Here is a 26,637-nt window from a genome sequence, read left to right as displayed (position 1 = left end):
TCGCACAACCCATTCATAGTTGAAGACACCGATTTCACTTTCTCTGTAGTAGGTAGCAATAATGAAAACCCCACCATTTAAACGTTCACTCAAGAAAATTATTTTCGTCCAAGAGAGTCGCAAATACCTTGCTTTTGCTGCGGCTACCGCATTATTAGCAAGCAGTACAGCCTATGCAAGCAACAACAGTCAGTCAAAAGTAACTAATGATGCAAGAAGTACAGATGAAGAGAAGCAAGCGATCTCGTTTTCAGGTTCTGGTTACGTTGGCTATCGCCACGATAGTAACGTGAGTGTGAGTGAGCTCGACACAAATTCTAATGTGGACGACAGCGCCGTGCAGGCAGAAGCACAGTTAAGAGTTTCAGTGAAGCCAACGGATAATTGGAAAAACGAGCTCTCGATAAGTCAGGCAAATACTAAATATCAAACCCTCAACGAGTTTGATCTTGGCCTTACCACCTTTTCTGCAAGCACTAAGTATGCGTTAGACTTTGCAAAACTAGGTGCGCATTACTATCACGCCAGCGCTACGCTTGATGGGCGCGATTTTCTTACTTATCAACAATATGGTTTATCTGCGGGGAAACTGGTAGGACAGCGAGCTTATTTGCGCATTAGTAGCGACCTTATCGACAAGAAGTTTGAGAACAGGCCTGAGGACGCGCCAATTCGTGATAGTGAAGCTGTTGCCGTACGCAGTGACCTGTTTTACTTTTTTGAAGGGGAAGATTTTTTTCAAATTGCCCTTAAATACCAAAATGAAGATGCGCAGGGCAATGCGTTCGATTTTACAGGAAAGGGAATTGACCTTGCCTACACTTATCCATTTGCGGTGTTTAGTAAGCCGCTTGAGCTCAAGGTTGCTTACCAGCTAGATATGCGTGATTACGCTTCAGAACAAGATGGAGGTATAGGCAGGGAAGACGACAGGCACCTTGTCGAAATGAGCGTAGACTACGCCGTGTACGACCATGTAGATATAAGATTGTCTACCCAATACGGAGACTTTGCTTCTACAGTCGATGGAGCAAATTACCAAGAAACTATTGCCGAGTTAGGCATTAACGTTCATTTCTAGTGAACGTTAATGCCAATATGAATACGGCTGTATTTTAAGGCAGTACGCCGAAGCCGAACACCTTGTCCCGTCCGGGGCTACCAGCATCTAAAGCTATTTTCTGCATTTTTAATAAGGCGGCGTGTCTTTGCTGCTTTGTGCGGAAAAAGCAGGCGTACAGCGCAGTGGCACGAGGGGAGGCCATTGAGGTTCCTGTTTGCCTAACCGTTTTTCCATTAGGGTGTGCGGCATCAACCGATACGCCAAATGCAGCGAAATCCACATAGTCACCTTGGTTGGCCCACCTGTATATTGCATGTGATTTATCCACTGCGGTTATGCCAAGTGTCTCGGGGTAGGCTGCAGGGTATAAGGGTAAAGATGCTGGCCCTTCGTTACCTACAGCTGCAATGACTTGTATGCCGTTTGTGTCTAACTCTTGTATAACACGCGCTAAAATAGGATTGTCGGGCCCTGCAAGGCTCATGTTTATGGCATCAACCTGCTGTGATGCTAAATAGTTAAGGCCTTCAATTAACGACATCAGTGTTGCACCTTGGCTAACACTATTGCGCGAGTAAAATACACTAGCGTTAAATACCTGGCTTGATTCAGGTAGCGATGCCGCTATTAAGCTTGCTACTGCTGTGCCGTGATCTGAGGAAAAGGCTACGGTATTTTCTTGGGAAGTTGGCTGCCCTATAACTTTTCCATCACCCTCACTGCTCATATTGCTTTCTTGACCATTCTCACTCTTCTGACTTTGACCAACAATAAAAGAGGCTTGTTTTAGGCTAATGTGCGACAGCATCGGGTGAGTATGCACAACATGGGTATCAACCATCCCGATGCGCAAGGGTATCAAACAAGATTCAAATTTTTGCGATGATGCTTTTGACTTATGCTTAGTCTCTGGTTTGCTTGCGTTCGTAGCCACTTCGCTTTGCGATAAGTAAATATGATTACGTCCTAGTTGAGACTGTAGGTTTTTGGGTAAGATGTTGCGAATATGCGACACTTCATCCTTATCCCCCGTTACCTTTACTTTATAAAGCCACTGAGAGAGTGCGGGTAAAAACTGTTCCTCTTGTATTTCCATATTCTTACCATTGAAATATGCTTTATCGGCTTCTTCACCTATAAAAAGCCACTCTTTTTCAACGGCAAGAAAACCATTTTCCACACTAACTTCTTTGATAATTTTCTGACCCGATGCCGATAATATTGTTGTGGCTTTAGGGGCAACAAATTGGGGGGCGGGAACATTGCTAACTACACCTGAAGCCAATGTAGATAGGTCTCTAGCACCTTCGACAGACGTCTTCACCTTTCGTCTTGCCTCCTCTCGAATGCTCTTCAATTCAGAGGGCGCTCTATCAATTATCGGTCGCACCGGTGGGACCACTTGATTTAATGTGCCTGTAAGCTGGGCATGAGAGATAGATGCGGCAAACAAACCTACTATCCCCACAAAGAATGTGTACTTCATTTTACAACCTTACTATTTTTATGGGAGCGGTTCAGTGCCTTGAGAAGGAATGGCATAAATTGTGCCATGGTTATAAATAGAGTCTAAGTCACTGCTGCCATTTTATGTAGTGACGAATAGAAAGAAGAAAAATTCCGCTGAGTGTCGAAGAAGGGCTGCCAACCTAAAAACACAAAGCCCAAAATAAATTTTTTATTCAGCGGAATAAAAATACTCGTGGCTCGTTAATAGAGTATTGATAACGGAAATCTTCACGAAGGTACATGAAAATGAAAGATGAGTTGACCGAACTCGTCCCGTCATTGAGAAAGTTTGCATACTCATTGACGGGTAACATACATGATGCTGATGATTTGCTTCAGAACACGCTAGAACGATTATTGAGTAAACCCATTCCTGAGCAAGTTACACTAATGGCATGGGCATTTAGAGTGTGCCGAAATTGCTGGATAGACGAATACAGGGCGAAGAAAGTGAGAACTAACGCTAGCGATACCCTTTCATATGAAGTTCAATCAGCGAATGACCATGTAGATATGGATGAAACGGTAACCCACTCAATAACATTGAAGCAGGTTTCAAGCGCTATGGATGAACTGCCCTGTGAGCAAAGAGAAACTCTCTCTTTAGTAGCAGTGCAGGGAATGAGTTACGCCGACGCTTCTGAAGTTTTACAGGTGCCAGCAGGGACCATCATGAGCCGTCTTGCCAGAGCCAGAACAAAGATATCCAACTTACTGAACGGGCAAAATGAGGTGCTATCGTGATCTTATCTGACGAAAAACTCTCTGCTTTTTTAGATGGAGAGTTAGATGCTGTAGAAATGGATACGGTTCGCGATGCTATAGCACATGACGTAAATGTTTCTGACCGTCTTGCCGCACTTGCAGATGTAGACAGAGTAGTAAAAGTGGCTGCAGAAAAGGCGACTGCGGTTGCGCTCCCTAAAGAAATCGTCGCGCTTTTGAGTGATGAAAGTCGCTTAAGAGAGAAAAGCGTAGTACAGGATTGTAGTGAGCGTTTAAATGGGGAGAGTTCAGCAAACCCGTTCTCAGCAAATCCGAACTCAGCAAATCAAAACACAGCGGAAAATGTGAGGCCGTTTCCTCAAAAAGTGGATACCGCTGATGGCGAACGCGTTGAAAAAGCAAAGTGGAAAGGAGTTTCTTCAACTGCCGCCATAGCTGCAAGTGTGGCGGTTTTAGCCGGCTTGGTTTTCTTTAATCAACAAGGTGCAGATATCTCACAACCTTCTCATTGGGCTAATGTGTCGTCTGTGCTCGACAGTAATTTGAGTGGAGAGACTACCTCGTTTGAAACTAGCATAACAGTAACGCCTACACTGTCTTTTTTAAATACTGATCTTAACTTTTGCCGACAAGCTGAAGTGAAGTCTCAAGATGAGCTAAATGTGATGATTGCTTGTAAAGACAAGCATGGCGGCTGGCGACTTGCCGCCAGTAAACTGGATGAGTTAGGCGCAAATACAGGTCAATATCAGACTGCTACGAGTGCCAAATTGTTAGAAGATAAGTTAGATGTGATGATGGCGTCTGCGCCATTAAACCGAGAGCAAGAGAAAAACGCAATTGAAGCAACTTGGCTAGCTGAGAAAGCCGAAGGAGTAGATGATGAAAACTAAAATTATGTTAGTACTTGCGGTATTGATTATGGCGGGCTGTGCAAGTCAACCTGATTATAGACAAGCAGATAAAGGCGGTTTCGGTTACAACGAAAGTAAGTTAAGTGATACACAATACCGCGTACATTTTAAGGCAAAAGGAACCGATAAAGGCAAAGCCATGGATTATGCTATGTTGCGCGCTGCTGAGCTTACCCTACTGGAAGGTTATGACTGGTTTGTCGTTACCGACCGCGAAACCTTAGTAGACAAAGAAACGGTGCAGACCACGCCAACTGCCGGCTTTAGCCAGCGTTACGCACGAGTCACTGACTGCGGTGTACTTACTTGCCGTACGTCTTATCACCCCACTAGCCAATTTGAAACCGGAGTGTTCGTCGGGGGCTCTCAAAAAAGCGAAATCGAGAGTATATTAAGCATAGAGCTAGGTAAAGGCCCCCGTCCTACTTCGGCAACCAGTTTTGATTCAAGGGAAGTACGTGAAAATCTACAGCCGAAGGTAGAAGAGTAATGTTTTTCATTGGCTGTTCCTGAAATTCGGGTGATGATTAGGCGAAATTGCTCTCCTAGTACATCAGTGCTATATAGCAATGGGCTTAACCAACAAAAAGGGACGCAACGCAAAGTTTCGTCCCTTTTTAATTTTACATTTAGCAAATGATAACGCTTGCTAGAAAAGTACTCTCGCGTTAAAGCACTGTAGAATACCTAATATATTAATTGAAGTAAGCGTCTACTTCTTTTTCAGCTTCGTCACGGCTTTTGCCGTATTCTTTCTGAATTTTACCGACTAATTCTTCACGGCGACCATCAATTACGTCTAGGTCATCATCGGTAAGTTTACCCCATTTCTGTTGTACCTTACCTTTCATTTCTTTCCAATTACCTTCAATACGATCATTGTTCATGGTGCTCTCCTTAACTAAACAATTGGTTTTCAAACTGGACATAAAAACCGGCCAGTTAATTAAATAGGAGCAAAGGGCGTTCCAATGTGTAGGCTGCTGTAAAATAGAGGGTTATTCAGGTGTTAGTAAATTATGTCATGGGCTTTCATGCAGGATTTACAAGTCGTTGCAAACCCTACATGGGTAATAGTTAGTTTAAGGATTGGGCAAATGCTTCACTATCCTGTCTCTTTTCTATTTTATGCTGATCTTCGCTGCGACCTTTCTTCCAGTAGCTACTAATATAGATATTCTCGTGTGCTACGTTTTTTTCATCTTTCAGCCATGTCCTGATCGCTCGCATATCTGAAAATTCGCACGCTACCCAAACCGCGGGCGTACCCTCTTGCCAATTAAGCTGAGTAAGACGGTGTGGTAAGCTGTTTTCGAATTCCCATATCACCTCAATACCCTCAGGTTTTTTAAGTACCACCGCATCTTTTTCGTCTTCAACCCGGATTACGGCATAGCCCTTGGCATGGAAAGGAAGCTCTGTGAGGTGATTTCTAATGCTGGGTAGAGCAGTCATGTCGCCTGCCATCAGCACCCAATCATAATGTTCATTTAATCCTTTGCTAGAGCCAGGACCCGCAAGCGTAATGATATCACCAGGTTTAGTACTAATTGCCCATGCTGACGCGGGGCCCGTTTTACCGTTGTTGGCATGAATTACCATATCTAGCACTAACTCTGGTTTATGCGCATCGAATTGGGCTACCGTATAGGTGCGCATCGCCACTTGGCTCATGTCAGTGGGTTTTGAAAGCGGATTTCCGTTTTTATCGAACATTAGCTTTACGTAAGAACCGGCAGTTACGGTAGGAAAAGTGCGGAGATCGTCGCCACCTAAATAAACACGTTGCATAGTAGGGGTTATACGAACCGAGCGAGTAACAACGGCATGACGAGGTTGTGGTCTGGACATAAGCTTCTCCTAAAAAATTCGATAATCATCTTATATGATAATGATTCTCATTACTATTAGTTGTTTTGAAATGATCTGTCTTTTAGAATTCTATTTTTTAGGACGAGAAGTAGGGGCTTTAACAGCGTTGAGCAGGCTAGATAGATTTAACAGTCGAGAAAGAAAGAGTTTATATAACGCTGAAAAGTAGCGAGCAAAAGAAAAGGGGCTAAAAGCCCCTTAAAAAACCACAACATAACTTGGAAAACACATTTACACACCACAAAGACGCACACTCAACGACTTCATGTATAAAGTAAGATAGCCTAATTCACAAAAGGTTCCGCTTTTTTTAAAAATAAAACGTAAAAATTTAAATACCTTTTATTTGGCCTTTTTAAATGCCTTACTTCTGCTGTTTTACTCACGTGTTTTGGCCTGATTTTTTTAGCTGGTGAAGCGTTATAAAAATAATGCAGGTGGTGACAGCGAGGAGTGCTGATGCAGTCGCGAAAGGAAGGGCGATATCATATTGATAAATCGACGCGGCGAGCGGTGGCCCCACAATGTAGCCCATCGCTGTTGTTGCCGTGATAAGACCGGTAATAGATGGTTGCTGAGAAGGTGTGCAATAAGTTGTTGCGGCAGCGGCTAGAGAAGGATAAGCCATTCCCATACCTAGCCCCATTAGCGTCATTGCGATATATAACGTAAACAAAGACGCTTGCAGAAATAATAGCAGATAGGCCAACCCTAAGAGTGGTAACGCCATCATGATCATGGTCTCTTTACTAACGCGGCCTTTCTGAACCCATCCAAATTGAGCGGTGAGTGATGCGGCTGCACTCACCATCATTGCAAAGCCAACTTGTCTAGCAGCTTCCACGGGCGTGTAGTTGTAAAAATCAATAAAGAAAAAGCCTAGTGTTTGCTGCATCATCGCCATAGCGCAAAAAACACATATGCAAGCGCCAACAAAGATGTATGGTGATTTTGTTTTTGAATGCTTATCAGTATTCACGGATTGGGCGGCGTGTTGCTGAGCCGAAGGAGCGAGAATCGGCAGCTTTATGTACACCAGTGTTAAGGCCATTAAGGTTAGTATCACAACACTATAAAGCGGCGCGAGTAAGCCGAAGCCTACGAGCAAACCTGCGTAGGCAGGACCAATGATTTGGCCCACATTACTTGCCGATGTTACCTTGCTTATTGCGCTTACTCGTCCCTGCGGCGAACTTATCGCGACGGCATAACCTACCGCAGAAGGAGGTGTTGCTGACATAATCGTGGACTGCATACTGCGGCTAATCAGTAAGGCCAAGAATAAATTAGTTCCGCTAATTATACCGGAAAAGCCGGCCATCCAAGCGCTCGCAAAGGCAAAGGTTCCCACACTATAGCCTGCCAAGCCCACCATAAGAGTGCGTTTGAATCCAGCGTGCTTTGCTACTTTACTCCACACATTGGTACCTATCGCGAATATTAGCGCAGAGCTAGACATAATTGTCGCAATATGGAATTCAGAAAGGTTGGCCTGCCGCCCCATAGAGGGAAGTGTGGTGAGCATAACACTTTGACCAACCGACGTAGCAAGCAAGGCGCAGAAAAGTATTCTAAACACGGTGGTAGAAGCAGAAGACGTAAGCACAAGTTTGGCTCTTAAATGGGCAAAAAAGTCATTGGAATTTTAACACAAGTGGAGATAAAAAAATGCCCGCCAGAGGCGGGCCAAAATCAGAGGTATGTAAAGGCCGGGATGGGCCTTTGAGGGGAGAGGAATGTCGTCGGGTGACAACTCACTAATAACATCGACGACATTACCAGTGTCCTCACTATGGTTCTGTCGAAACGACACACATGTATTTCAACAAATCCAAAAAGGGTCAACAATCCCTTGCTGCACGAGACATCACTGTCAGTGCTTGCGATGTAGGTACTCGGTGCCTGCTTGCAATCCTTATGAAACAAGGCCTTTGCATCCTGCGAGTTTAATTAGGTTGTCTTTTTCCTAACCTCATCATCGACCAGCAATTTAACGAACCTTCTCCAGCTATCCTTCAATCTTAAATACTGATGCTTCCATTCATCCTTGGTGACTGATCCTTGTACATCCTGTGTCGTCACCTTCAGTATATTCAATCTACGCAGTTTGGCCTCTCCGTCGCTAAAGCTATCCTAGCTACAATCTGCGTTCTGGTGTTATCCGTTAGTCTAGATTATGCTTTAAATGTGCCAGTTAAGTTTTTGTTGCGTAATTTTATTTAAAGTATTTGATTTTTATAGATTATTTTTTATTTTTAGACCTAAAGTACGATGTCAGTCTTTTAGTGCTGAGAAATGGCAATGTAGTTTTTTCCCATTGGTATGTAGCAAATTACAAACATTTAAATATTACGGTTTGATCTCTTCCTGATTCCTTCGCTTCATAAAGTGCTTTATCCGCATCTTCCAAACAAGCGGTAGTAGTATGAGGTGAATTTATCTCTTTCAAGCCAGCAGAAAACGTCAAACTAATCTCTTCAGATAGCTGATCACATGCAGCCGTTTTTAGCAGCTTGCGAAAGTCATCGAGCAGTTCAACGCACTGGCGTTCGGTAGATTTATGAAATATGAACAAAAACTCCTCACCACCTAGCCTACCCATGTCAACGTGGTCCGGGAAGATTTGTCGTGCAATATATGAGAAAAGGCGTAGCGCATCATCTCCCATTTTGTGGCCATAGTTATCATTGATAGATTTGAAAAAGTCGATGTCTATCATTGCTATGCAAAATTCATTGGAAGAATTTTCGAAGGTTTCTAATTTCGCATTTAGCGATTCCAGAATTTTGGCTTTTAACAATTTTGCTCGTTGCTGCATTAAACTGCTAGCGTAAACATCATTTATACTGCTCTCTGCGAGCGACAAAGCCTCATCATACTCGCCCCGTTTTTCTTTCCCCAAGGCATAAAGGTATAACCATTCGTGACGTTTGGCCGCTGATTTATTTTCATCGAGCAGCGATTTCAATCTGGCCATTTCTTTTTCAGGAGATCGATGAAGGGCTTTGATGCCCGCTATAACGTCGTCATTTGGCGCTGCATTCAGCTGGTTGGTAGAGGGGAAAACGGGTCTTGATGTTAAAACGGTGGCAACAAAAATCGCGACTATCAATACGAGTTTAGACATTCAACTCTATATCCTTTGCAGAATAACTCCATTAGCAAAACTATAGTCGCTATTTACGAACTTCGACAATATTGAGTTAACTTCCTGCTGATGAAGTGCTCAATTAACAATGTGAGTAGATAAACGTAAAGCTTCGCCTCTTGTTTTACGATATGTTATAACGTGATTATTCAAAAATTTGGTGGGTCATTTTTGTGAAACTTTCTGCTACGCTTTCTAACGTTAAATTCGGTTTAATTGCGGCGCTACTGATTTCGTTTGGCGCGTTAAATCCAATTCTAGCTGCCGATTACGAAGAAATTGACTGGGTCGCGCTTATGCCCGAGGATGATTTGAGCGCGCTTTTAAATAGGCCTGAGTTTTTAAACGATATTGCCGATGGCTCTGCCGCAGACTCTGTCGATGACTTTGCTTCAAAGCAGCTAGAAGATGAACAAGCGCAGCGATACCAACAAGCGTTAGTGTCGACGCGAGTGATAGAGGCGTTTGACGGGAAGGCGATTCGCATCCCTGGATTTATTGTGCCTTTAGAACAAAACGATGAGCAAAAAGCGACGGCTTTTTTCGTCGTTCCTTATTTTGGGGCTTGCTTACACATGCCACCACCGCCGCCAAATCAAATTTTGTATGTTGAATACAAAGAAGGCATTGCAGTTGAGAACTTGTACGACCCTTATTGGTTTGAAGGCACGGTAAAAATAGACAACCACGAAAGCGCACTAGGTACATCTTCCTATTCGTTAGTGCTAGACAGCTTCGCGCTTTACGAGGAGTAACTGATATGAAAAAAACAGTCGTTGCAGCTACCGTTTTATCAAGTCTTATTTCATTTCATAGTACTGCGTGTGAACTACACGCAGGTATGGGAAACATGCAGTTTGGCTTTCAGCACCCCATGATGCAACAGCATTTAGCGGCAGCTAAGGAGCCACTTATTTCGCTCAATATCGACAGAAAGCGAGAAGTGGCTAAGCTTGAGGCGTCAGCCGTTCCGCTGCGATTTACCATTCCTTCGAACTACAAAGAAGTTAGCGTAGATGTGATGGCAAGTGATGGCGTAACGCTACTCTCGCCGCAGCGCTTTTCTCTGCCGTCTACAAAGGGCGAACAAGCCATTAGCTTTCAGGCACAAGAAGAAGGCACGCACGAACTTGTTCTAAAAGTCTATGCGCTTAAAAAGAATGTGCCGGTAACTTACACCCGCAAAGTCAAAATTTTAGCGAGCTAATTGCTAGGGGAAAGTATGAAGCGCAGCCACTTCATTTTACTGGCTTCTGTTATTGCTTTCACTGCATTGGGCGCGCTGGTGGGGCTCGGCCTGAGGGATAAGTTAGGCGGTAAGCTTGATAGCGTAATTGAGCGTTTTTTTGAGAATAACACGGCGATTTATCAAGACAGCCACAGATTAACTAGCGTTCAACAGTTCCAACCCTTATCGTGGGACGCGCTGTTACCCGATGCCGAAAAAGCGCTGTTGGGCAAGACCCAATCGACTCAAAATCCTCAGCAGAATTTACCCCTTCACGAACAGGTATTTCAGTCTATTCAACGCACATTTGACGATGAATACCAGCAAGCGCTAATCTCAGTGAATACGGTTGATACATTTAACGGCAAGTACGTCGAACTCAGCGGGTTTATTGTGCCTGTAGAAGCCAATGCACAGCGTGAAATAACGGCGTTCTTCATTGTGCCTTATTTCGGCGCGTGCATTCATTACCCACCACCGCCACCAAATCAAATTGTGTTTGTTTCGTTGAATAATGCCCACGAGCAAGGCGGTATTAGAGGAATAGACATCCAGCAGGCGTACACGTTCTCGGGTGAGTTTTCTACCGGGTTGTATGAAGACCCTCAGGGCACATCTGCTTACTTACTGGACGTGGTAGAAATAAAGCCCTATTCAGGTCTGGGAAATGGCATTAACAGTGACAACGCTAATTTAACGAACGGCGCGTTCCATATAGAAAGCGACATTCGTTGATTTTACTTTATCAATGGTCTACCAAGAACCGTACATGGGGTTTGGCAGAATAAAAATCTCTGTGCCCACTCGTGGCATGAGCAACTCAACGTTGGCAGATTCTTGGGTTACGCCGCCCACATCTTCGATGTTGTCGCCAATTTGCATGATAATAGTGTGAGGCACAGCCCACGTAGACGTCGCGTCTTTAGACGTATTTGAACATGCGATCTTGCCCTGGGTAAGCTGCATTCTGCGCAAGTCTTTGTCATTAACCATATCTTTCTGGCCTACCGCTTCTTTGTCTTCAGTAGTGCGGCCAACAACACAAGTATTACTCGTGGTAAGCGGCAAACCTTGCGCCAAAAGGTTATTCCACGTGTGACTATCAAGCGCTTTATTGCGATTCGTAATAAGCGCCACCTTGCCATTTCGTGCAACAACTTCATCGAGGAAAGCGGCTACACCAGGCACAAGTGTGGCTTCTTCACGTTTTACCCATTCGGCCCAGCTTTGTGAAGAATATCCCAAGCCAGCACTTTCCCGTTCTTTTTGATAGGTGCTATTGTCTAGCACGGTTTCATCAACATCCATTACTACAACATCGCCGTTAGCAAAACGCGTAGGTAGCGCTGAAATAGCTTGGCCATACACAAAACTTGAAAGAACAGGGTACTCTTTGCTGCTGGTTTGGTATATCACGGCATTTGACAGAGTGTGCGATTTTACACCAGCAAGCGGGGTTGATGGCGCAGACGAGCACGCCGCAATAACTGATACTGCAGCGCCTATGCACGCTGCTTTGCTGATGTAAGAGAGTTTGTTAAGAGATAACAATGTTATTTTCCTTTTAATGTTTCTTCTGCCTACCGGTTTCAACACCCAAATTGTGTCTGAATTTATCGATGAACTGGGCCTGATAATTCAGCAATGGCGTCGTGTGCATGCAGACTTTCTTGATGTTCTACTTTTACACGAAAATAGGTAGCTTGGTAATACGTACTTAACGCTTCATGCAGTCGCCTTACCGAATCTTCTACAAACATTAGGTTTTCAGCATTACGCTTGGCAAACGCCTGTTCATCTTCACGCTTAACTGCGGTTTGAAGTGGTGTGCCTAACGCGTTTTCTACCAAGTCTATAATGCCAACAAAATCGGGGATCTCGTTGTCGCTTAAATCTAGGGTTATATCGGCAAAGGAACGCTGTGCATGCGCCGTGGCGATGCTGGCTTGTTTAGAAGCGAGCCAAGCGCCCATTTCTTCTACAGATAAACCTGTTCCTTCGAATTGCTGCACAAATACTTCTGATAACGCCTTGCGAGAGAGGGAGGCCGAACAAGGACAAGTACTAGAGTACGGTACTCTTAACTTAAGCTGTGCCTCATAACGTTCAGGTGATCGTCTTACGCAAAGTGAAGCAGGGTACGATTGATATCCTGACATCCTACTTATAAGCGCCGGACGCGACACGGTGAGGTCAAAGTGTAAATTAAGCTGGGCGCTGTTGCTCAGCCCATCTTGAGACTCGATAAGCGCGTTCATTAACGACACAAGTGCCGACTTATGTAAGTCTTGGTTGCTCAAATATCGCTGCAGCAAGCTGTACAATCGAGACATGTGAATGCCTTTAGCATTGGGGTGATCTAAACTCACTGTTACATCGACTTTTGCTTGGCTGGCTAATCGCTCACCGCGCTTACCTATCACGTGCAGAGGAATTGCAATGCCCTGCATGCCTACACTATCAATAACAGGAAGTTGCGCAGTGGAATGCTCTGTAGTGACATCGGGAAGTACCGTGTCGGAATGATTGAAACTAGACAAAATAACCTCTGAATGAGACCTCAAAAACGGCTTACATCACTAATATTGCGAGCGTCGCTAGATAAGAATTACCCGCTTTTGAGGTTATGATGAAACTAATAGGGTTGTGATTGGGTGGTCTCGCGCTCTTCGCAAATAGGCTTCTGCACGGTCGACCTAAGCCTGTAGTTGATCAGGTGCGCACCAACGATAATAAACGACGCGATTACCGTGATTATCACTTCACCATGTTCACCTAGCACTTCGTGTCCTAAGCCTATCCACTCAACCAGCAGCGGACTACTTAAAAGCGTTAGTCCAAAAACGCCAGCAAATACTACCCACTTATTTTTGTGATGTAGGTAGCCTAGTGAAAGTGCAAAGACCCCAATGGGCAACACGAAGAACTGCAATATTTGATGGAAGGTTTCATCATTGAGAATTGACACACTTGCCAATGCAGGTATGGAAATTAATAAAATAGGCGTTAATAAACAATGTATTACGCAAAGGGATGAAAGGAGCATAGCGAGCCTGTCTGAAATGAACTGCACTTTTTGCATTGCGCTGCTTCCTTGAGATATCGAATTCATAGTATGTCCGAAAATTGTTATGGCGCACGCATAATAGGTGAAGCTTGCGCCTGAGAGAGTAAAAAATATAACTAGCTGCTTATCAGTAAGGTTGGCTGACTTGGAGTTATCTCTAGTGCGCCTTGTCCTTTGTTGGTTACCCAAATTGCATTAACATGCTGCAGGCTTGGCCAATGGGGAAACCCTGTCATCTCAATACGCTTTACGGGGCCTTGGCAACTAAGCAAATATGCGACACGAAAATCAGAATGCGTGTTGCGATGCGCATGGCCTTCGTGTTCACTTTCATGCTCGTCATGCTCGTCATGCTCGTCATGCTCGTCATGCTCGTCGGCGATCTCCCATGGGCTTTCAAGTGTGGTATCGAGTAATTCACACGTATTGCTTAGGGTAAAAATGTCGTCAAAGCGCTGAAAAACCTTTTGCGTTTCTTCATAACGTTTTTTCTCGCTAGCCGTGAATGGCGCGTATTCAAACCCAAGAACATCAGCAGCAGGCAGCTGCAGCACAAACTGCCACTCACTTCCCGCTTGTAGGATTTGTAGCTTGCCTTCGCCGTGAGTATGAGGCGCAGCATGAACAGCGTTGATACCCATCCCAGCCAAGTTTAGTCCGACAAAAGTACTTACCTTAAGAAAAGTTGAAGAGGCGCGTAGCGCTTTTTGTGAATTCTTCCACGTAATAGAAATGGTTTTCATTTTTACCTCTTGCGTAAGCGTTACAATATAACATACCATAAAAATAGATTTGATACATTATCACATTACACAAATTCAGAGGTTAGAATAATGAAACTGTCTCGATTGGCGTTAAGCTTATCGCTTTCAGCGCCTGCGTTGCTATTAGCATCTCCGTCAGTACTGGCACAAACACTTTCTGGCACGGTAACTAATGCAGCCGGAAAGCCGCTCGCCAATGCCACTGTTGAAATTGAGGCGCTAAAGCGTGTTACCAGCACTAACGAGCTGGGGGAGTTTACTTTCTCTGACGTAAAGGAGGGCGACTATACGCTTCACATATTCGCCTCTGGCTTCGCTCACTTACATGAGCACACGCAAGTTCAATCTGACAACGCGGATGGCGCTAACTTTGTCTTGGCGCGCAGTGCTATCGAGGTCATTGACGTGCACGCCACGCCTATGCATTTATCGGTGATGGAATCGGCCACACCAGTAAGCGTGTTATCTGGCGAAACCTTGCGTCGGCAACAAGCAGCCACGCTGGGCGATACGCTAGAAAAATTACCCGGCGTACAGTCTAACTTCCATGGCAATGTTGCGAGCACGCCAATTATTCGTGGACTTAGTGGGCCACGGGTACTGATTACTCAAAATGGCTTGGATGTGAGCGACGTTTCCCGTGTTGGTCCCGACCACGCAGTAGCAAGTGAAGCCTCAACCGCTAAACAAATTGAAGTGCTGCGTGGGCCAGCAACCCTGTTCTTCGGAAGCGGTGCGATAGGCGGTGTTGTGAACGTAGTGGACCAACGTGTGCCCACGTCCACTGAAACGCGCGGTGAATTTGTATTAGAAACGCAAACCGTTAACGACCAGAAGCTTGGAACGTTTAACGTGACTACTGGCGTGGACAACATGGCCTTCTATGCTGACGGTTTTTATCGCGATTCAAATGATTATGAAACACCTGTTGCCCCTGACATTGACGACTCGGATGGCGCCCATGTGGTTGAAAACAGTAACGAAGAATCGAGTGGGTTTACGTTAGGGACCAGCTACTTATTCGACCAAGGCTATGTTGGCGTAGCGGTTGAGCGGTTTGAGCGAGAGTATGGCGTGCCTGGGCACAGCCACGGCGGAGATACTTCGGTATTCGCTGATCTTGAGCAAACGAAGTATCAGCTTTTAGGTGAGTACAACTTTACCAATGACTTTTTGCAAAGTGTTCACTTTAAAGCGGGTTATACCGATTATGAACATGCTGAAGTTGAGGGCGGTTTAGTAGGTACCACTTTTAGTAATGAAACCGAAGAACTTCGCGTAGAGTTATTGCATAAACCCATGGCTGGCTGGCGCGGTGGTATCAGCCTTCATTACAAAGGGAGCGATGTATTTGCTCAAGGCGAAGAAGCCTTCACACCGCCTTCAAAAATGGAGATGTTTGCTGTAGCACTAATGGAAGAGCGTCACTTTGGTGATTTTCTGGTTCAATTAGGGGCGCGAGCTGAAAGCGTAACATTAGACGCATCAAGTGTGCTGTTGCCTGAGCTTGACGCTCACGAGCACGATGATGAACATGATCATGATGAGCATGCTCACGACGAACATGAACATGAAGGCAGCGAGTTCTTACGACAGTTTGAGGTAGAGCAAGAGTTTACACCTATAACGCTATCAGCGGGTGTGGTTTACACTATCAATGAAAGCTATAACGTAGGCGTTTCACTTTCCCGTTCAGAGCGTGCGCCTTCAGCGTCTGAGCTCCTTTCTTTTGGCCCGCATATTGGCACCCGTACCTATGAAGTTGGCGCGCTGTTTGATTTGTCAGAGGAAGACACATTTGTACTTTCTCAATCGCCTATTGATTTGGAGACTGCCAACAATATCGACCTAACCTTCAGAAAAACACAAGGTGATGTTGGTTTTGTATTTAATGCCTTTTATAACCAAGTAGATAACTATTATTTCCAAGAAGAAACTGGCCTATTCGCTGAAAGCGGTCATGACCATGCTCACGATGAAGAAAGCCATGGTGAGGAAGGGCACGATCATGAAAACCACAGCGAAGAAGGGCATGGCGAGCATAGTGACGAATTACCTGTCTACCTGTTTGGTTCGGCTGACGCCATCCTTCATGGTTTTGAGTTACAAGTTGCGTGGCAAACCACTGACAACCTAAAACTCGATTTCTTCGCCGACTACGTTAAAGCTCGTCTTAAAGACGGCGGCGCACTGCCGCGCACTTCGCCCATGCGATTGGGCTCACACGTTGCATACACGTTAGATAACATTCGCGCAGATTTAGACATCACATATTTTGCAAAACAAGACGATATCTCGACGTTCGAGACTGAAACGGACGGCTACACCCTTGTTGATGCTTCAATCACGTACGACATTTCTTTGGGAGATGTTGACTTATCGGTTTACCTGAGCGGTGAAAACCTAACCGACGAAGAAGCGCGCGTTCACACCTCATTTTTGAAAGATATTGCACCACGTCCGGGTAGAAACTTTGCCTTCGGCGTACGCGCTTATTTTTAAGTTCAGCTTATAAAAAAGAATTACTGAAAGGGATACACACATGAAAAATAGATTAGTACTAAGCGCTATAGCCAGTGCACTTTTGCTAGCGGGCTGTGGTGATGCAGAAACCAATATTGTAGAGCTGGACCCTATTGAAGTGCCAGAGGATGATCACGACGACGACCACGACGATCACGATCACGACTCAGATTATGAAATTGAAAGTGAAGGCAGATTGGTTGTTGCCGATGCTGCTTCAAATACGCTCACTGTCTTTGATCTAGATGATAATTCAGTACTTGATACGTTTGCTGCAACCTTTGATGGAAGTAGTGTAAGCGCCTCTGCAGACTATCGCTTTGCAGTAATCAACAGCCGAGCAAACGGATTAACTGAGTTTCTTGATGGTGGATTATGGCGAGAAGATCACGTAGAGCACCTGCACGACTATGAAGAAGCCCCAAGTCTGTCTGGTTTCACACTTGAAGGTAGTCAACCAACTCACGTAGTAACACATGACGGTCAGCTTGCTGTGTTTTATGACGGAAATGCCGACACCAGCATGCCGGCAGCGGTAAAAGTGGTAACTGATACCCAAATTGCCAGTGAAATTACAGAAGTACCTACTTTAGAATTTACTGTAAATATGCACGGTGTCGCGGAACCGCGTGGAGACATGCTAATTAGTACTGTACGTCGTGATGATGCAGAGTCTCGTTCTGCTAACCCAATCTTGCCAGACAGTGTTGCGGTATATCACTGGCATGATGGCGAGTACGAAGAAGAGCAACGCTTTGATGGTGAGTGTGCTGATTTACATGGCGTCGCTCAAAACGAAATCGCTGTGGCATTTGGCTGTAGCGACGGCGTATTAATTCTCAACGAAGATGATGAGGTATTTACCAGCGCGTTTATTGACAACATTGATGGGCTTGGCGATCTGCGCATTGGCACAATGTACGGACATGAACACGCAGAAGCGTTTATTGGTATTGCTTCACAGCACGGCGGTGGCAGCGCCATCTTGGCCAATGTGTCGCCTGTAACTAGCACAATGAGCGTGATTGACTGGCAGCCAGAGACTGACGCTCATGCAGTGTCATACGGTTTCTCAATGGGCGGTGAATTCTTTGTTATTTTAGATGACAAAGGTTTTGTAACACTGCTAGAAGCGCATGAAGAAGACGGTGACACTCATTGGGAATTTGCGCATAAAATTGATGTGGCCAGTGCCAGCGCCGCAAACCTAGCAGAAGGTCAGTCATTTAGCATGGCTGCATCGCAACACGAAGAAGCCTTGTTTGTTGTTGACCCTGTTGCGCAAGCTATCCTTGCTGTTGATTTGGAAACCGAGACCACGGAAACCTTGCTTGAACTGGATTTTGAGCCTGCAGGTGCAGTTTGGCTAGGTATTGCTGAAGAACACGAGCACGACGGTCACGACCACTAATCAGATGTAGTGCTCTGCAAAATGCTAACAAGCATTTAGATCGTAAATGAAGACTAGGGGCATAGCAATATGCCCCTATTTTTGTGAATCTTTCATACCCATTTTACACTCACTCAATTTTTGTTTAGCTGAACTCTCACTCCTTCTGTACCTTATTTAAGAAATCGTCTGGCCCCATTACCTACTTCCGCTTTTAACTCTGAACTCGTGGATTAAAGAAAATCACGCAAAATCTAACAAGTCAGTACCGAAGAAGTTATCGATGACACAGCGCCATTCTCCACTTGCATCTCTTTGCAGAACATAAACGGCGCGCTTACCCTCGCAGGGTAGGGCGTTGGGTGTGGCTTTGGGCACAAGATAAAGCTTCGCGACGACTAGCGCTACGTCACCGGCTTGTATAACCCGTTCATCTCCGGTTGTAACAAAATGTTCGGGCATGAATTTCTTTTGAAATTTTAGTAAGGCGTCAACACAGTCGCGTTGCGTGGAGCTGTCTTCAGTGGTTTGGTTTCGCGTTGAACTAGACATAGGGGTAGCGACCACTTTTGCATCGCTCGCATAACACTGTGATAAAGCGTCTTGATCGCCGCGGTTTACTGCGTCGTGCAACTGTTGTAATACTTGCGATATTGGGTTGTTCATGGCTGTCGTTCCGTTTTTTATTACCGCAAGACGAGCCAATAAAAAACCCGCCTTTGCGGCGGGTTTAGTGAATTCTATATACGCACTAGCTAACCCGCCCATTCCTTAGAATAGCGAGAATAATAATCAGCGCAGAGGCTGAAAAAGCAGTATGTGTAGTCGTGTTTTTAGGCATAGTGTTTAAAAACAGTGTGCTGCTAGTGAGTATTTAATGACCTGAGTATCCTGTGCACCAAAGAGAAAGTCAATGGGTTTTTTAGGCGAACAAGTTAGCCACATATGGTCTGAAGGGTAAGCGGTGATAATTGCGCTTGTTGCAAGTTTAGGCTTCAAATATGGTTATGCGAATAGTCGAGCCCTGTTTCAAACATTCATAGATGTCTTCATCAGTAAAGCCACTGTTATGGAGAATTTGTCTAGCAACAAGCTTGGCATCTTTTGTACTATTCCTGTCACTTAATATTTGAAGTGCTTTGTTTAAGTAATTAACTGAAGACATGATAAAAGCCCCATGTGCCATACTTTAGTGCTGTTTATTATTTGAACGAATGAAGGTGGGGTTGTGATCACTGAAACGTCGTAAAGGCATCATGAAATATGGTGGAGTTTAAATCTTGAATTTACTTTATAGTTGGTTAACGGCTAATGATGCGTTGTCGATGTCAACGTCCATGGTGCTTGTTGTCACATCATTCTTTACGTCTATGATGACAGCAACATTAGGTATTGGCGGCGGGGTGTTATTACTTGCTGTAATGGCAGGTACTATGCCGGTTAGTGCGTTGATTCCAGTACACGGTCTGGTGCAACTTGGTTCAAACGGCAACCGTGCACTAATGACGGCAAAGCATATCGACTGGAATATGCTGAAGTATTTTTCTGTAGGCGCAATCGTCGGCGCTTTCTTAGCGTCGTTTATTGTGGTTCAGCTGCCGCTCGTTATCATTCAGTTTGCGGTTGCCGCATTTATTTTATTTTTAGTGTGGGGCAGTAAACCCAAGGTACAAGAAATAAGGCCCGAGGGTAGAACATTGGCGGGGTTGGTGACCACATTGGTTTCAATGTTTGTAGGTGCCACGGGGCCTTTGGTGGCGGCATTTGTACACCGAAATAATTACAGCAAAATGCAGATAACCGGCACATTTGCCAGCTGTATGACACTTCAACACGGCCTTAAAGCGTTTGTTTTTACCTTTGTAGGGTTTTCGTTTGCGCAGTGGGCAGGGCTTATCATCATCATGATTGCCAGTGGTGCTCTCGGCACGTTTTTCGGCTTGAAGGTATTAAGGCGTATACCAGCGGAAAAATTTATGCTGACGTTCAAAATTGTGGTGACACTGCTAGCTCTTCGCCTTTTATGGCAAGCTATAGCATCGTTATAAAAAGGCACTCTTTTTACTTCAGAGTGCCTTTCCATTAGGCTTTATTTAGAATTTAGCGCGTAGTTGAATGCCAAAGTATCGATCAGCATCTCGCGGTATTTGATAACGGAAATTATCACCGCTATAGGTAGTAACGAAACTTTCGTCAGTTAAGTTTTTACCTATTAAGCTAATACGATATGCATCATCGCTGAAAGAGAATGCAACACTTGCGTTTATTATGCCGTAGTCGGGCAATACAGCTGGGTCATTTTCAGTAGCAAAGGCTCCGGGGGCACCAACAAACATTTCGTCCGTGTAGACATATGAACCGTTGAAGATCACGTCCATATTGTCGAGCTCCCAAAAGTACTCCCCAGTTACTGAGTACTTAAGGTCAGGTGAAAAAGGTAGGTCTGCGCCAGCTCCACCTACACAATCAACATCTGGACAATTGAATTTGTCTACTTCTGCGTCTACTTTCGATAACCCACCAGTCAGTGAAAAATTATCGTTTACTTGCCACATGAAGTCGAATTCGTAGCCCTCAGTTGTTACCGAGCCTGCGTTTGTTAGTCGTGTAATGGTTACACCATCAAGGAGTTCTGAGTTATTGGCTTGAAACCCATCGATATCAGTTCTAAAAATTGCCGCGTTAAATACAATATTACTGCTAGCGTATTTATAACCAAGTTCGTAGGCGTCTGAAGACTCTTTTCCAATTGGCAGTGTGTCTGTGTCTGACATGTTATAAAACACATTAAATGCGGGACCTTTATAACCTTGAGAAAAGGTAAAATAAGCCATACTGTTGTCGGTTAAATCGTATTGAACCCCAAGTTTTCCAGAGAGGTCAGTTTCACTGGTTTTTCCACTGTAATCTGTTTCAAACCCACGAACACCAACACCTGTTCGTTTGTATTGGTCATTACTGCGACGATCATGAGAATAACTTACTTCGTCATCGGTATAACGAAGTCCGAACAGCAAGCGGAAGTCTTCAGTAAAGTGATACTTACCATCAGCAAACAGAGCCCAGTTATCGAATTGTGTTTCCATGTAAGCGGTTGCGCTAACAATGTCATTTGAGTTACACGACAAACCTTCGTTAGCAATGAACTCATCAACCTGTTCAGAGGTAGGGTTCTCTACCCCAAGCGTATCTGTTAGGTACGCGCTAATTGCAGCTGGAAATTGGCCAGCATTATTTTGGCAACTAGCATCGCGAGTAAAATTACGCTCTGATTTTTGTGTCCACCAGAATGCACCAACCTGATAATCAAAGTCATTGCCAAGAGGTGAGGCTATGCGAAATTCTTGAGATGTCTGCTTCCAATTTTGAGCGCCAATATCATGAAGTTGGAAGGGTTCGCCGAATACTGGGAACGGTCTGGTACCGGCAATTGAAGTGAAGTCACCTTCCCTGAACTCGGTGTTATCCCAACTTCTGTATGCAGTAATAGAGGTGAACTCATGATCGCCTAACATAGTGTCCACTTGCATAGAGAAACCTGTTGTTTCGTCAAGTGTTCGCGTTTCAAAGTCGTGATCTATTAAGCGCTGTTCTAAATCTAAATCACCTGTGCCGGTGCTATCAGGCGCTGCGGCTGAATTTGGATTGCGACCGCTTGGTGAAAGTTCTAAATCGGCACAACAGCTATCATCAGATTTCATGTTCTCGAAAATAAGAAGAATATCAGTGTCGTTGCTTGCTTCGATGTTTAGTTTTGCGCGAACCCCTTCTTTGTCGTAACCGTTAGTATCTTCGTTGGTAAATACATTTTTGATATAACCATCAAACTCAGACTTTAATACGGTAAGACTGCCGCTTACATTATCAGTAAGCCCGCCGGAAACACTCGTTTTTAAGCGATATTCGTTATCTTGAAACAGCGATATTTCAGCTGTACCTTCAAATTCGTCCGATGGTCGTTTTGTGGTGATATTAACTACACCCGCTGATGCATTTTTACCAAATAGCGTGCCTTGTGGACCGCGAAGTACTTCAATTCGTTCAAGATCATAAAGGTCAACGAATGCCTGACCAGAGCGACCCATAACAACGCCATCGACAACCGTAGATACGCTTGGTTCAGCAGCAACACTAAAAGAAATTGTTCCTATACCGCGAACAGTAATGGCTGAGTTCCGTGTTGTGTTCCCTTTACGAAAACTTACAGATGGTACTAAAGCTTGCAAGCTTTCAATATTATTGGCAAAAGCAGAATTTATCTGGTCTTCTCTTAACACTGATACTGCTACAGGTACTTCGTTTAGTCTTTCAACACGCTTTTGTGATGTAACTGTAATTTGTTCAATCAGATTTTTTTCTTTTTTTTCGCTTACTTCCTGAGCATGTACTGCTGCGCTTAGGCCTACGCATGTGGTAAGTGTAAGTGCTTGAATTATACCTTTATGTACGCGGCTATATTTCAATGACATGATGTTCTCCACTGTTGTATTTGTTGTGTTCAAGTCATGTGTAAGTGTGGTAAATCGAGACGGCAAAGCAGGGCGTGTGTCTCTATCTGGTATCTTATATAAGACATCGGACAGTCAAAATTTAACCAGAAAGTAAAATAAATGCAACGCATTTGTTAAATTTGTGGGGCTGGGGAGTTTTTGCTTGGATTTTTTATTATACAAAACAGTTAATTAAGTTACTTTTTTAATTATCTAATTTTCGCAATAACTCAACTTTATAATAGTTGTTAAGACTATGTTATTTGCCTAACAAAGAAAGTAAGTAATATCTTGTTAGGTCTTATATATGACTAATAAGGCGTAATATTATGACGGGAACGGTTCGTTCAAGAAGCGTTGTAGGGTTTATTGTTTGTATTGCCACAGTGCTTTCTGTGAATACTAGTTTTGCCAGAAATGACATTGATACTCAAAGACCAGATGCTCCTGCTTTGTCTGCATATGGAAAGTACGAGGTAGGTGTTAAAACACTTAACCTTTCCTTCGCCGACCAAATTGATATATTGAGTTTGTTAGAAGCTAAAGGTAAACCTTCACCGCTTCCTCATAAAGATCGCAAGTTAACCGTGGAAATATGGTACCCAGCTGAGAATAGACATTCTCAAGAAATTAAGACGGAAGCGCGAGCTCTAAACGCCTACCTTAGAGACGGTAAGACTCAGGTTCAACTTTTTGGTAAAGCTGTGCGTAATGCCACAGCTATAAATACGGAAACGTCGTTCCCTTTTGTGGTGGTCTCCCATGGATATCCAGGTAACCGATATCTTCTAGCGCATTTAGCGGAAAATATCGCATCTAAAGGTTATGTTGTAGCGTCGATAGATCACACAGACTCAACGTACAGAACTAAAGCTGCGTTTGCGTCCACACTCTACAATAGACCGCTTGACCAAATGTTAGTGCTCGATGAATTCGAAAGAATGTCCCACGACAAGGGCTCGTTTTTGCACGGTATAGTTGATACTGATAATACTGCAATTATAGGGTACTCCATGGGAGGTTACGGTGCTGTTATAAATGCAGGGGCCAAGTTGTCAGATCCTGCCATCAAAAGCCCAATAGCTCCACCTTTTGAATTGCTTGAGCTATATGCGAAACAAAGCAGCAGGGTGGTAGATAGTCGTATTAAAACGGTTGTTGCATTCGCGCCTTGGGGAATGAACCACGGGGTATTTGATACAAATACAATGGCTGAGGTGAAAGTGCCTATTTTATTTGTTGCTGGCTCACAAGATGATGTATCTGGTTACGAAAATGGCGTGAGAGCAATGTGGAAGAGTGCTATTCATATTGATAGAGCGCTTTTGACTTATGAAAACGCTAATCATAATGCGGGCGCGGTAATGCCAGCACCTGAAGAAGCGTTTTTTTTCGATGAGGATTTAGGCTTCAATGTGAGCGAGCACTATACCGATGCTGTGTGGGACAATGTGCGCATGAATAATATTGCACAACATTTTTCTTCGGTGTGGTTGGATCAATACCTTAAGGGGCAGGACAGGTCTGCTTATCTTTCACTGATCCCCTCGTCAAATGATGGCGTATGGGCGCTAGATAAAGAGGGAGTAGCGCTAAAAGAACACACGTATTGGAAGGGATTCAAGGAGAGGACTGCCAAGGGACTGCGCTTTGAGAAGCTAAAAGCTTCGGATAATCCACATTAAATGCAGGGAAAAGGGGCTGTAGCGAACCAGCCCCTTTAAGTTTCGGTCTCAATAAATCACTTTTCCAATAACTAGAATTGGTAGCTCAAACCAAGATGCCACTCTCGCCCAGCACCAGGCACGCCTTCACCTACTTCAACATCGGCATTCATTACACGGTTAATGCCGGCTGTGTGCGGGGCATATTGTTTGTCGAACAGGTTATGAATAGTTGCCGTAACCTGAAGATTCGACTGCGCATTATCAAAAAGCGTTAAAAGCCCCGAGATATGAAATAAACCATAGCCTGCTGTGGGTGCCTCATTTTGAAGTGCCGAGATATGGTTTTGTGCACCTGCTAATTCAGATGTAAGCTGCATCTGAAGCGGCGCATTAAATACCTGAGTATTCCATCGAACTGTTGTTGTTAAATGCTCTGGCGCAATGCGGAACAAAGCATCATCAATGTCATCACGGTTACCATGCTGAATGGTTGCTACTGCTCGCACACTCAAGTATTCACTAAGCTGTCCTTGCACCGTTATATCGGCACCTTTAATAATAGCGTCGGTATTCGTCCACTGAAACGGCGCTGTACCAGCCATCATGGTAGACACCATGTTTGCTGCCATATTCGTACTCGGTGAGCCGGTAATGTAATCTTCTATGTCTTGATAGAAAAGGCGGGGCGAGATGGTCCAATTTTTATAGGTGTAATCAACACCCACATCTAATTTACGCGCAGTTTCATTGTCTAACTCGAGATTGCCTATGTAGTTAAAGCCGTCAGCCATGCCCCCCGAGATGCCAAGTGGCAGCCAGGTGTAACGTTCGAAATAGGTAGGAGCGCGATTTTTCTGAGATATACCGAGCACGATATCAAGCGAGTCGCTCGCATGGTATCGGGTGGTAGCGGCGATATCTAACATGTTGTAGTTTTCGTCACGCTCAGCGGTATTAAAATTACTGACTAACGTAGCAACTGCGGGGTTCATCATCACCATGTTAGAACCTGCTTCTCCGGCCTCCATATTAACGCGGGTGTATCGCGCACCATAAGTAGACGAATAGGCTTCCTTGTTTATCGTCCACTGAGCATAAACACTCGCGGTATCTCTTTTAGCATTAGTAAAATTATCTACAAAGAACATACCGTTGTTAGGGTTAGTAATAACGGAGTTATTCCGGGCGTGGTGTAAGTAAGCCCCCAATTCAAGCTCGCCAGTATCTAATGGCATAACGTATTTTGCATCTAGCCCTTGCGCGATAGCGTCAGCGTTGTTTTCTCGCGCCATACCTTCAGACATTATCATGCGCTGGGAAAAGTTATCCATGGCATGTTGGTTACTGTTGCCAAACCAATTCATAGCAAAGTACTCAGCTTCCTCGGCGTTATAGCGATAACCTAGTCGATACCATGCTGCATCGATAAAACCTATATCCATCGCGAGTGCTGGCGTACCGCTTTCATTGGTATTTAGCTGCTGGTAGCTAGCGTCAAATTGGTATTTTCCCCATTCATAGCCAAGTCTAAATTTTGCGCCATTTCGCTGATAATTGCTGTTGGGTATAACAATGTTATCACCAGACTCTCGTTCGTCACGCTGCTGATGCATAAACGCGCCACTAACGAAAGCTTGGTCCGTTTTGTAAAGTACATTGCCCTGATATTGTTGCCCGCTACCTGGGGCAATTAAGCTGGCATTTGCACTGCCAGTAATACCGCTTCCTAAAGCAAAAAGAGATGCCGCATCGGCGTTAATTCGCAGCTTACCGCCTAGCGTTTGTACTCCAGCATTCACCGGTACTATACCGCGATATAAAGTAGCGGTAAGCCCAGGCTCTGGCAGTACGTGGGATAATGGCGAGTCCATGGAGTTAGGGCCAGCGCCAGCGATGTCGACCCCGTCGATGGATACGCCCACTCTATCACCAAACAGCCCTCGGTATTGAATAAGGCCTGTAACCGGGCCGTTTCGGGAAACGGATACGCCTGGCAATTGCGCTAACTGATCGCCAAAGTCCGCGTCTATGTTGGTTGCGGCGGTCACCGCCTCTCGCTCAACTTCTACTGTATTGTCAGTAAGCGAAGAACCAATCACAGTAATCACTTCTGTTGAAGCGCTATCAATGAACTCAGATGTGTTTGCATACACGTGTGCAGATGTGCAGGCAGCTGTTACAGCGAATGCCAATAAAGAATACTTCATAACAATTCCATTAAATAAACGAACGTGTGCACGGTTAAACCATGCGTGTTAAGTGTGTTTTAGGCGTTG

Annotated in this window: 24 protein-coding genes; 11 read left to right on the top strand and 13 right to left on the bottom strand. The window is 44.6% G+C overall.

What is annotated here, in order from left to right; translation table 11 throughout:
• The first annotated feature begins 61 nt into the window (after positions 1-61).
• On the top strand, positions 62-1,081 hold the full coding sequence (locus tag GVO62_RS14350; protein ID WP_159119800.1) for a hypothetical protein: 1,020 nt from the start codon (positions 62-64) through the stop codon (positions 1,079-1,081).
• A gap of 34 nt (positions 1,082-1,115) precedes the next feature.
• On the opposite strand, the gene GVO62_RS14345 is transcribed toward GVO62_RS14350, so the two are convergent.
• The gene (locus GVO62_RS14345) at positions 1,116-2,549 is read right to left on the bottom strand and encodes a S8 family serine peptidase (protein ID WP_159119799.1); all 1,434 of its coding nucleotides are present in this window, start codon (positions 2,547-2,549) and stop codon (positions 1,116-1,118) included.
• A gap of 269 nt (positions 2,550-2,818) precedes the next feature.
• Between GVO62_RS14345 and GVO62_RS14340 the strand changes: the two genes are divergently transcribed.
• From GVO62_RS14340 to GVO62_RS14330, 3 genes are read left to right on the top strand one after another with little or no spacing between them, the layout of a single operon-like run.
• Positions 2,819-3,316 carry an RNA polymerase sigma factor gene (locus GVO62_RS14340; RefSeq protein ID WP_159119798.1) on the top strand — a complete coding sequence of 166 codons (498 nt, stop codon included), beginning with the start codon at positions 2,819-2,821 and terminating at the stop codon, positions 3,314-3,316.
• Complete coding sequence (locus GVO62_RS14335) at positions 3,313-4,191, top strand: anti-sigma factor (RefSeq protein WP_159119797.1); 879 nt, start codon at positions 3,313-3,315, stop codon at positions 4,189-4,191. Before GVO62_RS14340 ends, GVO62_RS14335 begins: the two co-directional genes overlap by 4 nt.
• Positions 4,181-4,702 carry a CC0125/CC1285 family lipoprotein gene (locus tag GVO62_RS14330; protein WP_159119796.1) on the top strand — a complete coding sequence of 174 codons (522 nt, stop codon included), beginning with the start codon at positions 4,181-4,183 and terminating at the stop codon, positions 4,700-4,702. Before GVO62_RS14335 ends, GVO62_RS14330 begins: the two co-directional genes overlap by 11 nt.
• A gap of 205 nt (positions 4,703-4,907) precedes the next feature.
• Here GVO62_RS14330 and GVO62_RS14325 read toward each other — a convergent pair whose 3' ends face one another.
• From GVO62_RS14325 to GVO62_RS14310, 4 genes are all read right to left on the bottom strand, one after another.
• Positions 4,908-5,099, bottom strand: coding sequence for a CsbD family protein (locus GVO62_RS14325; protein ID WP_105932589.1), 192 nt, complete (start codon positions 5,097-5,099; stop codon positions 4,908-4,910).
• Between the two features lie 190 nt (positions 5,100-5,289).
• Positions 5,290-6,063 (bottom strand): siderophore-interacting protein, encoded by a 774-nt coding sequence (locus tag GVO62_RS14320; RefSeq protein ID WP_159119795.1) that lies wholly within the window; start codon positions 6,061-6,063, stop codon positions 5,290-5,292.
• Between the two features lie 403 nt (positions 6,064-6,466).
• On the bottom strand, positions 6,467-7,690 hold the full coding sequence (locus GVO62_RS14315; RefSeq protein WP_159119794.1) for an MFS transporter: 1,224 nt from the start codon (positions 7,688-7,690) through the stop codon (positions 6,467-6,469).
• Between the two features lie 726 nt (positions 7,691-8,416).
• Positions 8,417-9,211, bottom strand: coding sequence for a GGDEF domain-containing protein (locus GVO62_RS14310; RefSeq protein WP_159119793.1), 795 nt, complete (start codon positions 9,209-9,211; stop codon positions 8,417-8,419).
• A gap of 194 nt (positions 9,212-9,405) precedes the next feature.
• Here GVO62_RS14310 and GVO62_RS14305 point away from each other — a divergent pair, with 194 nt between their 5' ends.
• From GVO62_RS14305 to GVO62_RS14295, 3 genes are read left to right on the top strand one after another with little or no spacing between them, the layout of a single operon-like run.
• Positions 9,406-9,987, top strand: coding sequence for a DUF3299 domain-containing protein (locus GVO62_RS14305; RefSeq protein ID WP_159119792.1), 582 nt, complete (start codon positions 9,406-9,408; stop codon positions 9,985-9,987).
• A gap of 5 nt (positions 9,988-9,992) precedes the next feature.
• Positions 9,993-10,439: a hypothetical protein gene (locus GVO62_RS14300; RefSeq protein ID WP_159119791.1), complete on the top strand. Its 447-nt coding sequence runs from the start codon at positions 9,993-9,995 to the stop codon at positions 10,437-10,439.
• Between the two features lie 15 nt (positions 10,440-10,454).
• Positions 10,455-11,195, top strand: a complete 741-nt coding sequence (locus GVO62_RS14295) for a DUF3299 domain-containing protein (RefSeq protein ID WP_159119790.1) — start codon at positions 10,455-10,457, stop codon at positions 11,193-11,195.
• 18 nt (positions 11,196-11,213) lie between these two features.
• Here GVO62_RS14295 and GVO62_RS14290 read toward each other — a convergent pair whose 3' ends face one another.
• From GVO62_RS14290 to GVO62_RS14275, 4 genes are all read right to left on the bottom strand, one after another.
• Positions 11,214-12,011, bottom strand: coding sequence for a 5'-nucleotidase, lipoprotein e(P4) family (locus GVO62_RS14290; RefSeq protein ID WP_159119789.1), 798 nt, complete (start codon positions 12,009-12,011; stop codon positions 11,214-11,216).
• Between the two features lie 62 nt (positions 12,012-12,073).
• Positions 12,074-13,000: a GTP cyclohydrolase FolE2 gene (gene folE2 / locus GVO62_RS14285; RefSeq protein WP_159119788.1), complete on the bottom strand. Its 927-nt coding sequence runs from the start codon at positions 12,998-13,000 to the stop codon at positions 12,074-12,076.
• A gap of 95 nt (positions 13,001-13,095) precedes the next feature.
• Positions 13,096-13,572, bottom strand: a complete 477-nt coding sequence (locus GVO62_RS14280) for a MerC domain-containing protein (protein WP_236547166.1) — start codon at positions 13,570-13,572, stop codon at positions 13,096-13,098.
• 71 nt (positions 13,573-13,643) lie between these two features.
• The gene (locus GVO62_RS14275; protein ID WP_236547165.1) at positions 13,644-14,270 is read right to left on the bottom strand and encodes a ZrgA family zinc uptake protein; all 627 of its coding nucleotides are present in this window, start codon (positions 14,268-14,270) and stop codon (positions 13,644-13,646) included.
• 90 nt (positions 14,271-14,360) lie between these two features.
• Here GVO62_RS14275 and GVO62_RS14270 point away from each other — a divergent pair, with 90 nt between their 5' ends.
• Positions 14,361-16,793: a TonB-dependent receptor gene (locus GVO62_RS14270; protein ID WP_236547164.1), complete on the top strand. Its 2,433-nt coding sequence runs from the start codon at positions 14,361-14,363 to the stop codon at positions 16,791-16,793.
• Positions 16,794-16,833: 40 nt separating this feature from the next.
• Positions 16,834-18,225: a 5-methyltetrahydrofolate--homocysteine methyltransferase gene (locus GVO62_RS14265; RefSeq protein WP_159119786.1), complete on the top strand. Its 1,392-nt coding sequence runs from the start codon at positions 16,834-16,836 to the stop codon at positions 18,223-18,225.
• Between the two features lie 222 nt (positions 18,226-18,447).
• Here GVO62_RS14265 and GVO62_RS14260 read toward each other — a convergent pair whose 3' ends face one another.
• Together GVO62_RS14260 and GVO62_RS19365 are read right to left on the bottom strand one after the other, a co-directional pair.
• Positions 18,448-18,870, bottom strand: coding sequence for a YybH family protein (locus GVO62_RS14260; protein WP_159119785.1), 423 nt, complete (start codon positions 18,868-18,870; stop codon positions 18,448-18,450).
• A gap of 322 nt (positions 18,871-19,192) precedes the next feature.
• Positions 19,193-19,369 carry a hypothetical protein gene (locus GVO62_RS19365; RefSeq protein ID WP_201282662.1) on the bottom strand — a complete coding sequence of 59 codons (177 nt, stop codon included), beginning with the start codon at positions 19,367-19,369 and terminating at the stop codon, positions 19,193-19,195.
• 115 nt (positions 19,370-19,484) lie between these two features.
• Between GVO62_RS19365 and GVO62_RS14255 the strand changes: the two genes are divergently transcribed.
• Positions 19,485-20,252 (top strand): sulfite exporter TauE/SafE family protein, encoded by a 768-nt coding sequence (locus tag GVO62_RS14255; protein WP_159119784.1) that lies wholly within the window; start codon positions 19,485-19,487, stop codon positions 20,250-20,252.
• Between the two features lie 45 nt (positions 20,253-20,297).
• Here GVO62_RS14255 and GVO62_RS14250 read toward each other — a convergent pair whose 3' ends face one another.
• Complete coding sequence (locus GVO62_RS14250; RefSeq protein ID WP_159119783.1) at positions 20,298-22,673, bottom strand: TonB-dependent receptor; 2,376 nt, start codon at positions 22,671-22,673, stop codon at positions 20,298-20,300.
• Between the two features lie 350 nt (positions 22,674-23,023).
• Here GVO62_RS14250 and GVO62_RS14245 point away from each other — a divergent pair, with 350 nt between their 5' ends.
• The gene (locus GVO62_RS14245) at positions 23,024-24,379 is read left to right on the top strand and encodes an alpha/beta hydrolase family protein (RefSeq protein ID WP_159119782.1); all 1,356 of its coding nucleotides are present in this window, start codon (positions 23,024-23,026) and stop codon (positions 24,377-24,379) included.
• 71 nt (positions 24,380-24,450) lie between these two features.
• Here the strand turns inward: GVO62_RS14245 and GVO62_RS14240 are convergent, their stop codons facing one another.
• Positions 24,451-26,568: a TonB-dependent receptor gene (locus GVO62_RS14240; RefSeq protein ID WP_159119781.1), complete on the bottom strand. Its 2,118-nt coding sequence runs from the start codon at positions 26,566-26,568 to the stop codon at positions 24,451-24,453.
• Between the last annotated feature and the right edge of the window lie 69 nt (positions 26,569-26,637).

Origin of the sequence: Alteromonas sp. KUL150, from assembly GCF_009811475.1 — a bacterium.
In the GTDB taxonomy this organism is placed as follows: domain Bacteria; phylum Pseudomonadota; class Gammaproteobacteria; order Enterobacterales; family Alteromonadaceae; genus Alteromonas; species Alteromonas gracilis.
This window is presented reverse-complemented; position numbering and strand designations above follow the sequence as displayed.

Excerpts from the sequence above, each read along its gene's own strand:
- GVO62_RS14350 (WP_159119800.1), top strand. The coding sequence starts at position 62 with ATGAAAACCCCACCATTTAAACGTTCACTCAAGAAAATTATTTTCGTC.
- GVO62_RS14345 (WP_159119799.1), bottom strand. The coding sequence starts at position 2,549 with ATGAAGTACACATTCTTTGTGGGGATAGTAGGTTTGTTTGCCGCATCT.
- GVO62_RS14340 (WP_159119798.1), top strand. The coding sequence starts at position 2,819 with ATGAAAGATGAGTTGACCGAACTCGTCCCGTCATTGAGAAAGTTTGCA.
- GVO62_RS14330 (WP_159119796.1), top strand. The coding sequence starts at position 4,181 with ATGAAAACTAAAATTATGTTAGTACTTGCGGTATTGATTATGGCGGGC.
- GVO62_RS14325 (WP_105932589.1), bottom strand. The coding sequence starts at position 5,099 with ATGAACAATGATCGTATTGAAGGTAATTGGAAAGAAATGAAAGGTAAG.
- GVO62_RS14320 (WP_159119795.1), bottom strand. The coding sequence starts at position 6,063 with ATGTCCAGACCACAACCTCGTCATGCCGTTGTTACTCGCTCGGTTCGT.
- GVO62_RS14310 (WP_159119793.1), bottom strand. The coding sequence starts at position 9,211 with ATGTCTAAACTCGTATTGATAGTCGCGATTTTTGTTGCCACCGTTTTA.
- GVO62_RS14300 (WP_159119791.1), top strand. The coding sequence starts at position 9,993 with ATGAAAAAAACAGTCGTTGCAGCTACCGTTTTATCAAGTCTTATTTCA.
- GVO62_RS14295 (WP_159119790.1), top strand. The coding sequence starts at position 10,455 with ATGAAGCGCAGCCACTTCATTTTACTGGCTTCTGTTATTGCTTTCACT.
- GVO62_RS14280 (WP_236547166.1), bottom strand. The coding sequence starts at position 13,572 with ATGAATTCGATATCTCAAGGAAGCAGCGCAATGCAAAAAGTGCAGTTC.
- GVO62_RS14275 (WP_236547165.1), bottom strand. The coding sequence starts at position 14,270 with ATGAAAACCATTTCTATTACGTGGAAGAATTCACAAAAAGCGCTACGC.
- GVO62_RS14270 (WP_236547164.1), top strand. The coding sequence starts at position 14,361 with ATGAAACTGTCTCGATTGGCGTTAAGCTTATCGCTTTCAGCGCCTGCG.
- GVO62_RS14265 (WP_159119786.1), top strand. The coding sequence starts at position 16,834 with ATGAAAAATAGATTAGTACTAAGCGCTATAGCCAGTGCACTTTTGCTA.
- GVO62_RS14260 (WP_159119785.1), bottom strand. The coding sequence starts at position 18,870 with ATGAACAACCCAATATCGCAAGTATTACAACAGTTGCACGACGCAGTA.
- GVO62_RS19365 (WP_201282662.1), bottom strand. The coding sequence starts at position 19,369 with ATGTCTTCAGTTAATTACTTAAACAAAGCACTTCAAATATTAAGTGAC.
- GVO62_RS14250 (WP_159119783.1), bottom strand. The coding sequence starts at position 22,673 with ATGTCATTGAAATATAGCCGCGTACATAAAGGTATAATTCAAGCACTT.
- GVO62_RS14245 (WP_159119782.1), top strand. The coding sequence starts at position 23,024 with ATGACGGGAACGGTTCGTTCAAGAAGCGTTGTAGGGTTTATTGTTTGT.
- GVO62_RS14240 (WP_159119781.1), bottom strand. The coding sequence starts at position 26,568 with ATGAAGTATTCTTTATTGGCATTCGCTGTAACAGCTGCCTGCACATCT.